The sequence below is a fragment of the Sorangium sp. So ce726 genome (assembly GCF_051521405.1).
Lineage (GTDB): Bacteria > Myxococcota_A > Polyangia > Polyangiales > Polyangiaceae > Sorangium.
Genome location: NZ_CP150349.1, coordinates 3,658,595 through 3,674,622, shown reverse-complemented (window position 1 = coordinate 3,674,622; position 16,028 = coordinate 3,658,595). Strand labels below are relative to the sequence as shown.

Here is a 16,028-nt window from a genome sequence, read left to right as displayed (position 1 = left end):
GGCGCCGGCGGCGGTCGAGATCCGGCGCCGCCCGTGTGTCGCCGCTGTGCTGGGCCGCGGATCGTGGTACAGGGCGCGCCGATGCTCAACCTGGGGAGCTGGCTCGTGGCGCACGTCGACCGGCTCCGACCGCTGCAGCCGCCCCTCTCGGATGCCAGCTCCCGCCTCGCCGGGCCCTCGTCGGCCCTGGGGAGCACCGTCCTCAAGGCCCTGTTCCCGGTCGTCGCGTACATCGCGCTCGCGCCCGTCCTCTGGCTCTTCTTCCGGCGCACCTGGCGGGAGCTCGACGTCGAGGCCCACGAGCACCAGCGGCGCACCCTCGCCGCCGGCGGCTACGACCGCCGCCCCGCCGTCCTGTTCACCATCACCGCGGTCGTGCTCATGCTGCAGCAGTACTACGGCGGCCGCGCGGTCTACGACGAGCACATCCGGCCGTGGCTGCGCGAGCTCGAGCTCGCGCAGGCGCTCTCGCCGGCCGGGACGCTGCTGCCCATCTCGCTCCGCCGCTACGACGAGCTCTACGGCTACGTCTGGTGGTCGTTCACCCGCGTCTTCGGCTACGTCGCCATCCCGATGGTCGGGTGGAAGCTCTGCTTCCCGAAGGACAGCCTGCTCGACATGGGGCTGCGCGTCCGGGGGCTCGCGAAGCACGCGTGGATCTACCTGCTCTGCCTCGCCGTCGTGGTCCCGGCGGTCTTCCTAGTCGCGAGCGCGCCCGACTTCGGGACCTATTACCCGTTCTACAAGCAGTCCTCCCGCTCCTGGTTCGACCTCATCGCCTGGGAGACGATGTATTTCGCCCAGTTCTTCGCGCTGGAGATCTTCTTCCGCGGCTTCTGGCTCGCCGGCCTGCGGCACACGCTGGGCTCCGGCGCGATCTTCGCGATGGTCGTCCCCTACTGCATGATCCACTTCGGCAAGCCGTACCTGGAGGCGGCCGGCGCCGTGGTCGCCGGGATCGCGCTCGGCTCGCTCGCGATGCGCACGAAGAGCATCTACTCGGGCTTCCTGGTCCACGTCACGATCGCGCTGCTCATGGACCTCGTCGCGCTGTCGAACCGCGGCGCGCTGCCGCGATCGTTCTGGGGAACGTGACGCCGCCGGCCGGCCGGCGGCGCGCCCGATGACGCGCCCTCGCGCCGTGCCTCAGCCGAGCGTCCGGGTCAGCTTGCGCATGATCTCCGCCCGGCTGCGGTCACGGATCCCGCGCCGGTAGAGCGCCTCCAGCCCGACGGCGGCCGCGCGCACCGCGTCGCGGTGCTCGCCGTCCCAGGGGAGCACCGCGAGCCTCCGCCAGAGGATCTTCTCGAGGAGCCGGGGCTTGCGCTTGGCCAGCGCGCCGCTCGCGAGCTCGATGACCTGGGCCGAGGTCGGGTCGGCGCGCATCGCGCGCACGAAGAAGCCCACGGCCGCCGTGACGCGGCGGCCGCCGTGCATCGCCTGTACGCCAGCGTCGCACAGGGCCTCGGCCCGCTCGCGCGGGGTCGCGGCGCGCCGCGCGCGCTCCCGCGCGGCCTGCACCTCGGCGCTCAGCGCGTCCCGGCGTCGCCGGGCGGGGCGCATCTTGATGACGAGGAACAGGATGAAGAGGGCCGCAACCCCCGCGAGCACATGCCGCCAGCCGATCTCCATGGCGCCCGCCTTACTACAGCGCCCGGGACGTGCTCACCAGACCGAGCTTCCACGACGGGGGCGCGGCGCGCCGGATGGCCTCACGACGGCGTCCTGGGAATGACGGCGCGGGCCCGCGGCGTTGCTCTCCAATTCAGCTTCAGCTTCCTCCGATTCCACCGCCACGATTTCCGCCGATGCGGTGCGGTTTGCGCGAGCGGACGATCGCAACCTATGCTGAACCGAGAGATGCCTGCCCCGTCGACCTCCGGGCCTCCCTTTCGCGTGCCCCTGCGCGCCCTCGCCGCTGCGCTCGGGCTCGCCGTCCTCGCGCTGCACCCGGGCAGCGCGCTCGCCGACATCTTCACGTACACCGACGCGGATGGAACGGTGCACTTCGCGAACCGCCCCACCGGCGACGCGCGGTTCAAGCTGTACATCAAGGGCGACGGGCGCCGCTCCTCGGCGCGCTCCGGCGTGACGCCCGTCGCGCCGAGCGACAAATCGCTCGAGCGCTTCAGCCGCTACGACGCGTGGATCCGTCAGGCCGCCGCGCTCTACCAGATCCCCGAGGAGCTCGTCCGCGCGGTGATCAAGTGCGAAAGCGACTACGATCCACGGGCCGTCTCCCCGGTCGGCGCGCAGGGGCTGATGCAGCTGATGCCAGAGACGGCCCTCCGCATGCAGGTGCGCGACGCGTTCGACGCGCGAGAGAACATCTTCGGGGGAACGCGGTACCTGCGCATCCTGGCCAACCTCTTCAACGGAGATCTCGATCTCACCATCGCCGGCTACAACGCCGGTGAAGGGGCGGTCATGAGGCACGGCGGCATCCCGCCGTACGAAGAGACCCAGGCCTACGTGACGCGCGTTCGGACCTACTACGCGCGCTACCGCACCACCCGGGACACCACGGTCGCATCGATCGAGCCCTGACCGGCTCGCGCGCCCGTCAACCGCGAGCGCGCTCGCCAACCAGCCGCCCGCCCGCCAGAGACGCCGCTCGGCGACAAGCAGCGCACATCGCCCCCGACGGGGTACCGCGATGCTACGCTCCCAGGAACCGCTGCCGCAGCCTCTCCCGGGCAGGCCCCGAGACGCGCAGGCGCAGGCACGCGGCCATCCTCCGACGCTCTCTTTGCTCCGCGCGAGCAAGGGTCCACGACATGACGACCACCTCGAGCCTCATCGAACTCACCAAGCGAAGCAACGACATCGCGCCCCTCAAGCCGCCGGTGGACCCGGCGTCCCTCCAGCACGCGAACCTGCTCGAGCTGCCCGACTTCCGGAGGATCCCGGCCTACGCCGACGTGACCGACGAGCAGTTCATGGACCACCGGTGGCAGGCGAAGAAGTCGATCACCCGCCCCGACAAGCTGCTCGACACGCTGCGCGGGATGGTGTCGGACGACTTCATCCGGGACGCGACCGAGGGCTTCGCGCGCGCGCCGATGAGCGTCCGGGTCTCGCCGTACATGCTCTCTCTGATCGACTGGAACGATCCGTACACCGATCCGCTCCGGACCCAGTTCATCCCGCTGGCCTCGCGCTTCCTGCCGGATCACCCGAAGCTCGGGCTCGACTCGCTGCACGAGCGGGCGGACGCGCCCGTCCCTGGGCTGACGCACCGGTACGCCGACAAGGCGCTCTTCCTGCCGCTCGACACGTGCCCCGTGTACTGCCGCTTCTGTACGCGCAGCTACGCGGTGGGCATCGACACGGAGGAGGTCGAGAAGACCCACTTCAAGGTCGACGAGGAGCGCTGGAAGCGAGCGTACGCGTACATCGCGTCACGCCCCGAGCTGGAGGACATCGTCGTCTCCGGGGGCGACGCGTACAACCTGCGGCCGGAGCAGCTCGGCGCGATCGGCGAGACGCTCCTCAAGCTGCCGAACATCCAGCGCATCCGCCTCGCCACGAAGGGCCCGGCCGTGATGCCGCAGAAGATCCTGACCGACGACGAGTGGATCGACGCGGTCACGCGCACGGTCGAGCTCGGCCGGAAGCTGCACAAGGAGGTCGTGATCCACACGCACTTCAACCACCCGAACGAGATCACGGGCGTCACCCGCGACGCGATGAACAAGCTCTTCGAGCGGGGGATCACGGTCAGGAACCAGTCCGTGCTGCAGCGCGGGGTGAACGACACGCCCGAGACGATGAAGCTGCTCGTGAAGCGCCTGGGGCACGTGCACGTGCACCCCTATTACGTCTACATCCACGACCTTGTCCGGGGCGTGGAGGACCTCCGGACCACGCTGGCGACCGGGCTCACGATCGAGAAGTACGTGCGCGGCTCGACCGCCGGGTTCAACACGCCGACGTTCGTCGTCGACGCGCCCGGCGGCGGAGGCAAGCGCGACGCGCACTCGTTCGAGCACTACGACCGTACGACCGGGATCTCGGTGTTCGAGGCGCCGAGCGTGAAGCCGGGGCAGCGGTACACGTACTTCGATCCGATCGATCAGCTCCCGCCCGAGGGACGCGCGCGGTGGGCGGACCCGGCGGAGCACCAGAAGATGATCGACGAGGCGCTCCAGGCCTCGCGCTGAAGCGGGCCAGCTCCGTGTGCCAGGGATCCCACCCGGGATCGCTGGCCTGCGGAGCTAGGCCTCGGCCGGCGGCGGCGGCTCCTCGTAGCGGGCGAGCGCGCCGGCGAGCTCGCGCTTCACGCGGTCCACGAGGTCCGGCGGCTCGACCACGCGCGCGGTCTCGCCGAAGCCGAGGACCCACGTCGCGAGCTCTGTCATGTCGCCGATGAGCATCGTGAGCCGCACGCCGCCGCCGGACAGCGGCGTGATCTCCTGAGACGGATGCACCTTGCGCGTCCGCACGAACTCGGTGACGCGCTCGTCGAAGTCGATCACGACGCGCCGGGGCTCGCCCCCGCGCCAGATGCCGAACTGGCCCTGGAAGTAGTCGTCGATGGAGAAATCCGGGGGCAGCTCGAACCGCTCGGTGACCGCGCACTCCGTGTCGCGCATGCGATCGAGCAGGAACGTGCGCACCTCGCCGCGCCCCACGTGGAGGCCCACGCAGTAGATCGCGTCCTTGTAGAGGACGAGCGCGTACGGGTGGATGAGCACCCGCTCCTCGCGCCCGTCCCGCGAGCGGCGGTAGCGGCACCGCAGGGGGCGCAGATCGGCGACGGACTGGAACAGGTCGTCGAGCTCCTCGGTGCGCGCGGCGTAGTCCTTCGGGGCGAACGGGAGATAGAGGAAGCGCTCCTCCAGCCGCGCGTCGGCGACGCCGGCGTTCGGGCCGCGCCCTGGCCTGCGCGCGACGCCGAGGAGGCGCTGCGCGGCGAGGTCGATCTCCTCGAACAGGGTCGAGCCGCGCATCGGCTCGAACAGCCGGCGGGCGGCGAGCAGGGCGTACGCCTGCGTCCGCCGCACCTCGACGCGCCGGGGGGCCTCGCTCGGAGATAGCCGCCACAGGCGAGGGCCCCCGGGGCGCGTGGCGACCGACACGAGATCGAGCTCGCGCTTGACCTCGACAAGGTAGCGCCGGAGCGAGCGCGGCGTGACGTTGAGCTCGCGCGCGAGGTCGTAGATCGTCAGGCCAGCAGGGTGCTTTTGCAGCAGGCTGCGCAGCGAGTCGAGCCGCCGGTGCTGCGTGAACGGGCCGCGCGGCCGGCCGCGAGGCGCGCCGCCCTGCACGTCGTCATCGTCCTCGTCGTCGTCGTCGTCGTCCGGCGGAGGAGGCCTCTTCGATGCGGCCGCAGGAGCACCCGCGTCCGCCCGCGGAGGGCGCACGCTCGGCGAGGATGGGGCCGCTGGAGGGCGCACGCTCGGCGCGGGCGGGGCCGCTGGAGGGCGCACGCTCGGCGCGGACGGGGCCGCCGTGCTCGACCTGACGTCGGAGGCAGCGTCCCCGGTGAGCCGCGGCGTCGCGCCCGTGCGCGGCTTCGAGGGCGGCGTCGCGCCGCTCGAGAACGGGTCGGCGCTCTGGCCGACGCGCGGGCGCGGAGCAGCCGCTGCCCCGCTCGATTTGCCGGCCCCCCGCGCGCGAGTGGACGCGGTGGCAGGCGCAGGGGCACCCCCAGGGCCTGTGCGAACAGCGCGCGCCATCAGCTCAGCGCTGTATCGCATCACCCCCTCCCGTCCAAGATGTTTGTCCCGCGCCCTGCCGACCGAGCAGCGATCGCCGGCCGGGCGCGCGGCGGCGACGCTCGCCGCTCGCGGCGCCCCAGGGAGCGGCGCGCAGCGCGCGCGAGGGCGCCGAGAGCCCGCGAAATGTCGTTCGGTTACGGGAATTTCGCCGCGGCGGACCGCGGGGACGCAGCGGCGAGCGGCGCGAACCGGAGCGGATCCGCCGCGCCACCGGCGGGCGGCTCACCAGGGACGATCGCGCATCGTCTTCTTGTACTGCTCCTTGTAGAGGTCGTGGCACTGCTTGCAGCTCGCCTTCGCGCCGTCGACGTCGCCGGCCTTCGCCTTGGCGATGCCGGCCTTCGTGATCGCCACCCAGCTGCCCATACCGGGCGGCGGCTTGCTGGCCACGTACTGGAGCGCCGTCGCGATCTTCGCGGCGTCGCCGCTCGAGGTCGCGGAGGCCATCGTGCTCTTCATCCAGGCCTGCATCGGACAGAGCTTCTGGCCCTTCGCGCCGCATTCGAACTTCTTCTCGCCCGCCTGCGCAGCGCCGGTCGACGCTGGTCCCGCGGCCGCGGCGGCAGATGCAGCGGCCGTCGCCTTGGGCGCGGCCGTCTCCGCCGGCGCGGCGGTCGCCGCGGCCGTCTCCGCCGGCGCGGCCGACGCAGCGGCCGTCGGCTCGGCGGTCGCCGCGGCGGGCACGGCGGCCGTCTCCGCCGGCGCCGCCGTCGTCGCCGCAGGGGCGGCGCTCTCGCTCGCCTTGCCCTCGGCCACCGCCCCCGGGGTCGCGTCGCTCCCCTTGCTATCGCAGCCGAGCGTGGCGAAAGACAGGCTCGCGAGCAACAGCGCGAGCGGCGTGATCGTTCTCCTCATGCAGTCTCCTTGGGTGATGAACGGAAGCGCTCCTGACGAGCGCGAGGCCGAGGGATGCGTGCCACGGTCCTCTGTGCGCCGCGCAGTGTAATCGGGTCGCCGTCCGTCCGCTGCGGTCGCGCGCCCCGTCGGGGCGCCATCCCTCCAGGCGCCGCGTCCCCACAGCGCCCTCGCCAGGGGCGCCGCCGAGCCCCCCCTACCGGGTGATCGCGTGCCGCGCCCCGCCGTGCCCCGGAGCGGCGCCTGCCCTACCGCCCAGCGCTTCACTCGCGCGTTCCGGGCGTCGACGCAAACGTCGACCACTGGAAGTTGTCGAGCAGGGCCACGGAATCGTTCCAGGGATCGCCGGTGTCCCAAAGTACGAAGCGCAGCTCCATGATCTCACCTGGGTTGACATTGCCGTTCATGACCAGCCATCCGGTCCCGCCGCCCGCGCGCTCGCTCGATCCGCACCAGCCGGGCTCACCTTCGAACTGGGCGGGCTGCCTCGTGGCATCGAACCCCGTCCCGCGGAGCTGGGCGATGCTCGTGCAGGTGGACGTCGTGCCTGGGGTGGCGCCGCCGCCGCACCCGGTCGGCCCGTTCACGCACTGGGTAAAGAGCCCGGTGCCGCCGAACGCGAGGTTCGTACCCAGCGGGTAGACCGGCGCTCCGGCGGGCGGGGGGTCATAGAAGGCGAGGTTCCCGTCCGCCGGGTTCGCCGTCTCGCCTGGAAAGGGCTCGAACGTCGAGTCGAGGAGCGCCAGAAAGAAGTCGTTAAAGCGGCTGCACACCCACTCCGGATACTCGGACGAGAGGAAGAACGTCGAGACGCTGAACGCGCTCGCGTTCGTCGGCACGCGGACGCGCAGCTTCAGCATCACGGGATCGTAGGCCGTCGCGCCGCCCTGCGGGTCAGGGCACCCGGGCGCGTTCGGGAGGTTGTCGCCGTTCGCGTCGAGCCAGTCCGCGGGCACCCTGCTCGACGTCCCCATGTCCTGGCCGCCCTGGAACGGGGCGAAGCTCGGCCTCGTGTTGTTCGGCGCCGCCTCGGCCGCGGCGACGCCGGTCGAGAGCACCGCGAGCCGCGCGCCCTGGAGCGGCGTGATGCCGGAGCCGAAGCCCTGGCGGATCGATCGCTGGGCCGCGGCCGGCGCGCTTGCGCCGTCGGCGCGGTGGAAGCTCGCGGAGAGGACACCCCACGTGCGCTGCGAGCGCGATGGCGGGCTCGCCGTCGTGGTGACGCAGAGGTCGATCGCCTTCGCATAATCGAGCGCGGCCGACGAGTCGCTCGTGAGCCCGGCGTCGCAAGGCGCAGTGTTGTCTGCCACGCCGTCGCAATCGTCGTCGATCCCGTTGCCCGCCACCTCGAATGCGCCGCGGTTCACGAGGGCCGGGGTGACGCACCCGTCCGACAGGGAGTCGCAGCAATCGCCATCGCAGATCGTCCACCCGTCGCCGTCCTGATCGGGTGTGTTGTCGACGGCGCCGTCGCAGTCGTTGTCGACGTCGTCGGCGCACACGTCGAGCGCCGGCAGCACCTGGTGGAGGCACGGCCCCCACGAGAGGCCGCTCGGCCTGCAGGTGGAGACCCCGGGGGCGCAGGGAGCTACCCCCTCGGTGCCCGGCGGTCCCTCGTAACACACCCTCGTGTCGCCCGGCGTGCACGAGCAGGGCCCGCGCTCCGCTTCGTCGTGCTCGCACCCGTCCGCCGGGTCGTGGTTGCAGTCAAGGAACCCGTCCTCGCAGGCGGTGAGCGCGCACGCGCCCGAGACGCAGGCGATCCCGGCGTGCGAGAGCTCCGGACAGGCGCGACCGCAGGCGCCGCAGCTCAGCGCGTCCGTCTGGAGGTCCCGACAGACACCATCGCAGCACGCCGCGCCGCTCTCACACGGGTGCGCTGCCGAGCAGCCCTGAACGCACTCGCCCTCTCCGGTGCACAGCGCGCCCAGGGGACAGTCGCCGTCGGCGATACAGGCAACACAGGCGTGCTTCGCGGGATCGCAGGTGAGCGGAGCAGCGCAGTCGGACTCGGCTTCACAGCCGGCCAGGCAGCGCTTCGCCTCGGGATCGCAAACCTGACCGGGCGGACACGCCAGAGGGCCGGGCAGACAGGCCACGCAGTCGCCCGTCTCCCGGTCGCACACCGGGGCGCTCGGGTCCTCGGCGCAGTCGACCGGACAGCCAGAAGCGCCCTCGCCTCCAGCGCCTCGCGAGACGTCGGGGCCTGCCGCGCCGGCGCAGGACGGCGCCACGCCGGACGCCAGCGCGAGCCCGACCACGGCAGCAAGCCCTCCGCTCCAGGCCAGCGGGCTGCGACGGACTGCGCGGGTTCTGGTCGACATCGGCAAACGGCTCCCCTCCTCGGCGCGACGCCCCCGAGGGGTGGCCGACCGCAAGGATCGTAGACTACCCGGTCGGTGCCTGGAACGACGGCGGATCGGCGGGGATGAAGCGCCGCGCTCGAACGTCATCGACGCGCCCCTCACGACCGCGGCGCGCTCGGCGACGCGCGACGCACAACTGCGGCGCGCTCGGCTGCCCCGGGCGGGGGTGCGACCGGGGCGTCGCTCAACGCGTGTGCTGGTACAGCGTGAAGGCCCCATCGCGCTCGATCCGGCGAAACGAGGGGTGCGCCGCGGTGAACACCGGCTTATCCGGCCGCTCGTTCCGGAGGATCACGTAATCGTACGCGACGCCATGGACATCTGGCTTGAACCACTCACCGCGGTTCGACGGCGGCGCGGGGAGACGACGCTTCAACGTGAAGGGGAAACCCACGTTGTGCCAGCCGTCCGCGCTGAAGCCCCCGTGCATGATCTGCACCCACGACGAGAAGTGGTTCGTGCCCTCGATGATCAGTGATTCATCGGTCCGTGGAGGCAGGGTCAAGAAGAGGACCTCGGCGCCCGACGGGATCCGCTCCACCATCCGAGCGAACGGCTGGACCCGCTCGTCGAAGCGCGCGTATTTCTCCGAGAGGTGGAGCGGCAGCACGAGCGCGGCCGCCACGGCGGGGGCCATCAGGAGGCGCGAGCGGCCCTGGAGCGGCGCCGTGATGGCCAGGAAGCCGAAGAAGCAGATGAACGGTGAGAAGCGCCCGCTCACGAACCACCAGTCGAATGGGCGAGCCAGGTGCAGCGGCACGAGAAAATAGCAAATCGCCATCGCCGCGCAGAGGGCGAGAGAGCGATGGCGGTGCAGCCGGTCGAGGAGCGAGCCGGCCGGCGGGCCTGGCTCGCGCGCGGGAAGGCTGCGGCCAAGGAGGAAGCGCCGAGCGACGCCGGAGAGGCCCAGCAGCGACGCCACCGCGAGAAACACCCAGAAGAGCCGGGCGTCGAGATCGCCTGATACCGAGTCGAGCGTGTACTCGGGGAACGATCGGAGCATCTCGTGCCATGGCACCCAGACGCCCTGGAACCGCGGGCCGCTCCGCAGATCGACCATGGGGCTCTTGAAGGTGACGAGCTGCCACAGGACGAGCGCGACGGCGGGCGCGAAGAGCGGCAAAGCGACGGCGATCCGCGACCACCGGGGCAGGTGGCAGAGCATCAGCACGGCGACGCAGACGTAATAGCCAAAGAGGATGAGCGGGTGGCTGAGGCCGCAGCCGACGCTGAGCAGCGCGACGGCCGCCCCGCGCCCGAGGCTCGGCCGATCGAGGTAGGCGTCGAGCGCGACGACACCGGCGAGCAGCAGCGCGACGCCGACGAGGAACGGCAGGAAGCCGCACGCCCAGGAGAGGCTGAAGGCCAGCGGGAAGGTGAGGACCGAGAGCCAGGGGCTGCGCCGCGTCTGGCGCGCCCAGCCGAGCGCCGCCGCGGGGATGGCGAGCACATAACCGGAGAGCACGACGCGATTCGCGTTCTCGAGGCCGACGCCATAGGCGATCACGTGCGTCAGGATGTGATAGGCACCATAGGGGGCCGGGCGGAGGCTGAGCTCGTAGAAGTCCCTGAAGCGCGTCCACGGCTCATCGAAGCTGTGCCAGATATGGACGGCCGCGAGGTGGTTCGGCAGATCGAGCAGCGGCAGGAACCGCACCCGCCATATCGGCACGATGGCTGCGACGGCGAGGAGCACGAACGTCGCGACGAACGCCCTGTCGCTGGACCAGCGCGGCCCGCTCCCGACCGCGGCAGGCGTCGCCGCGTCGGGAGGTCGGGGCGGCGGGGCGGCGGACGCGCCGGCCCGGGGCGCGGGATCGCTGTCGGGCGGGCTCGAACCGGGCATTTCCATAAGAAGTGTGGCGCTCCCCTTCCCTCCGCTGCTGCGCGAGGAGCGGACAGGCCGCGAGCGTTAGCACAGGGCGCCGCGCGGATTGCAGCGCCGCGTGTCTTCCTCTAGTTTCCCGGGCACCTCGCCGGGTGGACACGGCACGAGGTGACGACCACTGGTCAGCCGGAGCGGCACGGGGCGCTCCACGCAGCCCTCCAGGAGACCTGAATCCATGAGGCACCTCGCTCGCGTCGCAGGCGGCGCCGCAGTCCTGCTCGCCGCCGCCACGCCGCGCGCGCAGGAGCCCGAGCCCGCGGCAGAGGAGCCCGCCGCCGCGGTCGCGAGCCCGGGCGACGCGCAGGCAGGAGGTGTCGAGGCGGCTGCCGAGCCGGAAGGCGCAGCGGCGCCGGCCGCTCGGGCGAGCGCGCCCGCGCGGGAGCCGCGGCCGCGCGAGGCGCCAGCGCCTGCGAGCGGCGACCTCCTGGCGCCGGGCTTCCGGGAGCGGGTGCGGGTCGCGCTCGGGCCGCTGGAGATCGCGCCGATCGCGCTGCTCGCGCTGCAAACCGCGCCCTACGTGGGCGACGACGCGCTGAGCCAGGCCGGCGACAGCGCCGAGCAGCCCGGCTTCCGGCTGCGCCGGGTCCGCGCCGGGCTGCGCGGCGACGTCGCGGGGCTCGTGCGGTTCGCCATCTCGACGGAGCTCGCCGGGGACGACGAGGGGACGGCGCGCATCCACGAGGCGTGGGCCGGCGTCACGGCGGCGCGCGCGCTCGAGGTGATCGCGGGCGCGCGCACCGTGCCCTTCTCTCGCTCGGCGATGACCGGCGCCGGCGATGGCGCCCTCGCCGAGCGGCCGCTCGCCGTCCGCGCGATCGCTCCGTTCACGCAGGTCGGGATACAGGCCGAAGGGCACTTCCAGGACCGCGCCTTCAGCTGTCACGCGGGCGTCTACAACGCCTTCCAGCGCTCGGATCAGTTCTACGCAGGTCCCTCCGAGAGCCTCGCTCCCCTCGGCAACCGCTTCGAGGGGATCGCCGTCGCCGGCCGGGTCGCCACCGAGCCGCGGGGCCCGCTCGGCCGTACGCTCCAGGACGTCGCCCGCTCGCCCTTCCGCCTCGGGGTCGGCGCCGACGGCTTCTTCAGCGACGGCGGTGCGCGCACGCTCTATGGCGCGAGCGCCGATGTCCTGGTGCACGCCGCGGGGCTGCACGCGCTCGGCGAGGTGCTCTGGACCGGGGCGAGCCCCAAGGCGGTGCCCACCCAGCCGATCGCGCAGATCACCTCGGTCTCGTCGCTCGCGCTCGTCTTCGAGGCAGGCTACATGCTCATCGCCCGGAAGCTCGGTGTCTCGGGTCGCGTGGAGTGGATCGACCCCAACCTGGATATCGACGATGAAGGGGACAACCTCGTGCTCACCGGCGGCGCGAGCTACCACGCGTACGACGATCTGGTGAAGGCGCAGCTCGAATACACGCACCGTGAGGAGCTCGGCGGGCTGTCGCTCTCGAACGACGTGCTCCTCCTGCAACTTCAACTCTCGCTGTAGGAGAGATCTCTGTGCGGCGAACCCACCGCTGGCTCACCAGGGTAGCGCTCGTCCCCCTCGCCGCCGCCGCGCTCGCCGCCCCCGCGCTGCCGAGCTGCGGGGGCGATCGGCTGCTCCGCGCCAAGCGGATAGAGCAGCGCGCCGAGCTCGTCGGCGGCCCGGTGGCGATGGCGGACATCGGCGACTTCCTCCTCGAGAACGACCAGATCCGCGTGGCGATCCTGGGCGGGAGGGACTCGCCGGGGCCAGGGATCTTCGGCGGGGCCATCGTCGACGTCGACCGGCGGCGCGGCCGGATCGGCGAGGAGGGCGGACAGGGGCGGGACCGGTTCGCGGAGATGTTCTCGCTCGCCAACCTCATCGTGCCCGACCCGACGGCGACCGACGTCTCCGTGCTCGCGGACGGCTCCGACGGCGCGGAGGCAGGGATCCGCGTCGAGGGAGACGGAGAGTTCCTGTTCGAGGCGATAGGCCTGCTCCGGGCGCAGGAGGATCTGCTCGGCCTCTTCTTCCCCGACGTCCGCTCCAGGATCCGCTTCCGGACAGACTACCTCCTTCACCCGGGCGATCGGTTCGTGACGGTGCGCACGGTGCTCCTGCTCGACGACAGGCCACCGCCCGGCTGCGAGCCCCAGAGGAGCTGCGAGCCGTGCCCGAACGGGGTTCAGCAGGATCCGGACGGCTGCCTGACCTGCGCGTGCAGCGACGTCCTGCCGCTGGACAACGCAACGGCCCCGGTCTCGGTGTTCGGGGGCGTCCTCGGCGATCCGCCCGAGACCGCGCAGGAGGCGTCGTCGCGCCGCGCCGGCATCGTCGCTGGAGATTTCGTGTTCTTCGGCAACCAGAACGACGTCTTCGCGCCCGGGGCGGGCTTCGACGAGGACACGGCGGTCCAGGACGCGTGGAACGCGGGGCGGAACTCCTTCCAGGCGCCGCTCACCTTCGATTTCGTGGCCGCGGCGGGCGGCGACGTCAGCTACGGCTACTTCACGAAGGCAGAGGAGGGCGCGGCGCCGCCTTTGGTCAACGTGCCCCTCTTCGCGAGCGCGGCGACGGCGTTCGTGTCCGCCAGCCGATCTTGCCTGTTCAGCGAGGAGGACGACGCGGCGTGCGACGCCCACCGCGCGTTCAGCTACGAGCGCTACCTCGCCGTGGGCGACGGCGACGTCTCGAGCGTGACGGGCGTGATGCACCGGCTCCGCGGGACCGCGACCGGCGCGGTCAGCGGCCACGTGCTGTGGGAGGACACCCTCGAGGCCGCGCCGAACGCCCGGGTGTTCGTCTTCGCCGATCCCGATCCCGCGCGGCCTTTCGCCTCGGTGGACGAGCTCGTGGCGGCCAACCGGGAGGCGCGCGGCGACGTGGGCCTCATCGACGAGATCGACGCGGATCTCGGCCTCGACCCGTCCGAGGACGGCGATTTCCGCGGCGCCCTGCCGCCCGGCAGCTACCTGCTCGTGGCGAGGAACGCGGCGGGGACGGCGATGTCGGCGCCCGTCCGGGTGAGCCTGCGGGCCGGAGAGGATGTCGCGGTGTCGCCGCGCCTCCCCGCGCCGGCGAGGGTGCGCTACCGCGTCGCGGACGAGGCAGGCCAGCGGGTGCCGGCCAAGCTCGCCTTCGCCTCGCTCAACGAGGCGGGGCGGAGGCTCCCGGGCGACGGCCGGCGCAGGGTCTACCTCGGCGACGGCCGGCTCGGGAACGGCAACCGCGCCGTCGAGATCACGGCCACCGGCGAGGGAGAGGTCGAGATCGAGCCGGGGCGATACCAGATCACGGTGTCGCGAGGCATCGAGTACGGCATCTACGTGGAGCGCGACCTCACGCTCGCGCCGGGCCGCACGTTCCAGCTCGACGCCACGCTCGTGCGCGAGATCGACACGAGCGGGTGGATGTCGGCCGACATGCACCTCCACTCCGAGCCGAGCTTCGACAGCGGCATGGCGCTGCCGCGGCGGGTCGCCACGGTGGCGGCGGAGGGCGTGGAGCTCGCGGTGTCGACCGACCACGACGTCGAGACGGACTACAAGCCGACCGCACGCGCGCTCGGGCTCGCGCCTCACCTCGCCACGGCGATCGGGGCGGAGATCACCACGCTGGAGCAGGGGCATTTCATCGGGTTCCCGCTCGAGTACGACGAGCTCGACGTCCCGGGCCACGGGGCGCACGACTGGACGTGCGAGCCCGGCGGGGCGATCCTCGACGCCATCCGGGCCTCCGGCGACGGCACCGTGGCGCCGCTGACCATCGTCGCGCACCCGCGCGACGGCTTCTTCGGCTACATCGACCAGCTCGGCGTCGACACCTACACGATGGGCCGGACGCCGACGTTCCTCGAGGAGAACAACCCTGTCTTCCGGACGGCGAGCTGCGCGTTCGACGCGATGGAGGTCATCAACGGCAAGCGGTTCGATCTGGTGCGCACGCCGAGCGTGGCCGAGGTCGTCGACTGGAACCGTTGCCTCGCGCGGCTGAACGCCGCCGGGAGCGCCGCCGAGATCGAGGCGGCGTGCCCCGAGGTGACGGGCTGGCTGCGCGCGCCGTGCGCGGCGACATCCGCGCCGGGCGGCGCCCCCGGCGCAGGCGCGGCTGCCGCCGCGGTCGCTTTCTCCGATTGCAAGCGCCGCGCCCGCACCGAGCTCGCGTGGGCGCTGATGAAGCGCATCCTCGCCCGGACGCCCGACGAGCAGGCGAAAGACTGGGGCTTCTCCGGAACGACCTCCGACAGCCAGGAGCTCTGCGGGCCCGCGGCGCTCGGCGGCGATCCGGTCCCCGAGGACGCGCGCGACGCGCCGTGCACGTACCGCGCGGGCCAGGTGGACGACTATTTCCGCTACCTCGAGCGGGGCTTCGCGCCGGCGCAGATCGCCAGCAGTGACAGCCACGACGGGTCGAAGGAGCCGGGCTTCCCGCGGACCTATTTCCGGAGCGCGACCGACTCCCCGGCAGCGCTCGAGACGCCGGCTGCCGTCGAGAGCTTGCGGGGCGCGCACGCCTTCGCGACGTACGGCCCCTTCATCCGCGCGACGATCCGCGGAAAGACGTACGGTGAGGTGGCGGCGGCGAGCGCCGGGGAGTCGCTCGAGCTCCTGTTCGATGTCCAGACGGCGAGCTGGTTCGGCGTTGATCGGGTGGAGATCTACCTGAACGGCGGGATGGTCCGCTTGCTGGAGCCGGCCATGCCGCCGAGCGCGATCGTGGACGTGCGCGGCAAGGTCACCTTCACGACGCCGGATCGCGACTCCTGGGTGGTGATCATCGCCATGGGGCTCGAGGACAGGAACCTCATGAGCCCTGTCTCCCTGGACGTCCCGTTCGGTGAGATCCAGCTGTCCCGGCTGGCCGGCGACGCGTTCGGCAGGATCCCCGCGCTCAGCGCCCTGTTCGCGCCCACGCCGACGGTGCCCGACTGGTCGCCGGTCCCGCCCTATGCGATCACCAACCCGATCTACATCGATGTCGACGGCAACGGCCGCTACGACGCCCCGCTGGCGAGGCCCGACTTCTGCTCTCGTCCCTGCGATGGGGACGTCCTCGATCCGGAGCAGTGTCCCGTGGAGCAGGTTTGCCTGACGGAAGAGGCGGTCTGCGGGTTTCCCATCCTCGGCAAGTGCGACCATCGTCGCCCGGCGCTCGCGCACCGCGACGACTGAACGCCGGTCCCTCGGAGGGCCGACGCGCGCCCGCGTGGCCGGGCCGAACCCGGCTGG

Annotated in this window: 10 protein-coding genes; 5 read left to right on the top strand and 5 right to left on the bottom strand. The window is 72.2% G+C overall.

The genetic code is table 11. The annotated features are described in order from the left end of the window. Positions 1–81 precede the first annotated feature (81 nt). Entirely contained in the window at positions 82–1,095 is a 1,014-nt protein-coding gene (locus WME79_RS13865) for a CPBP family glutamic-type intramembrane protease (protein ID WP_437535303.1), read from the top strand. A gap of 51 nt (positions 1,096–1,146) precedes the next feature. On the opposite strand, the gene WME79_RS13860 is transcribed toward WME79_RS13865, so the two are convergent. Then, entirely contained in the window at positions 1,147–1,632 is a 486-nt protein-coding gene (locus WME79_RS13860) for a hypothetical protein (RefSeq protein WP_437535302.1), read from the bottom strand. A gap of 213 nt (positions 1,633–1,845) precedes the next feature. Here WME79_RS13860 and WME79_RS13855 point away from each other — a divergent pair, with 213 nt between their 5' ends. Next, positions 1,846–2,547 carry a transglycosylase SLT domain-containing protein gene (locus tag WME79_RS13855; protein WP_437535301.1) on the top strand — a complete coding sequence of 234 codons (702 nt, stop codon included), beginning with the start codon at positions 1,846–1,848 and terminating at the stop codon, positions 2,545–2,547. 230 nt (positions 2,548–2,777) lie between these two features. Continuing rightward, on the top strand, positions 2,778–4,163 hold the full coding sequence (locus WME79_RS13850; RefSeq protein ID WP_437535300.1) for a KamA family radical SAM protein: 1,386 nt from the start codon (positions 2,778–2,780) through the stop codon (positions 4,161–4,163). A 54-nt stretch (positions 4,164–4,217) separates the two neighbouring features. On the opposite strand, the gene WME79_RS13845 is transcribed toward WME79_RS13850, so the two are convergent. From WME79_RS13845 to WME79_RS13830, 4 genes are all read right to left on the bottom strand, one after another. Beyond that, positions 4,218–5,366 carry a helix-turn-helix transcriptional regulator gene (locus WME79_RS13845; RefSeq protein WP_437535299.1) on the bottom strand — a complete coding sequence of 383 codons (1,149 nt, stop codon included), beginning with the start codon at positions 5,364–5,366 and terminating at the stop codon, positions 4,218–4,220. A gap of 579 nt (positions 5,367–5,945) precedes the next feature. Next, a complete protein-coding gene (locus WME79_RS13840) occupies positions 5,946–6,578 on the bottom strand; it encodes a hypothetical protein (RefSeq protein ID WP_437535298.1) in 633 nt (210 codons plus the stop codon). Between the two features lie 263 nt (positions 6,579–6,841). Beyond that, positions 6,842–8,902 (bottom strand): MopE-related protein, encoded by a 2,061-nt coding sequence (locus tag WME79_RS13835; RefSeq protein ID WP_437535297.1) that lies wholly within the window; start codon positions 8,900–8,902, stop codon positions 6,842–6,844. Between the two features lie 226 nt (positions 8,903–9,128). Continuing rightward, a complete protein-coding gene (locus WME79_RS13830; RefSeq protein WP_437535296.1) occupies positions 9,129–10,796 on the bottom strand; it encodes a hypothetical protein in 1,668 nt (555 codons plus the stop codon). Positions 10,797–11,007: 211 nt separating this feature from the next. Here WME79_RS13830 and WME79_RS13825 point away from each other — a divergent pair, with 211 nt between their 5' ends. After that, entirely contained in the window at positions 11,008–12,321 is a 1,314-nt protein-coding gene (locus WME79_RS13825; RefSeq protein ID WP_437535295.1) for a porin, read from the top strand. A gap of 11 nt (positions 12,322–12,332) precedes the next feature. Next, positions 12,333–15,971, top strand: a complete 3,639-nt coding sequence (locus WME79_RS13820) for a PHP domain-containing protein (protein WP_437535294.1) — start codon at positions 12,333–12,335, stop codon at positions 15,969–15,971. The last annotated feature ends 57 nt before the right edge of the window (positions 15,972–16,028 follow it).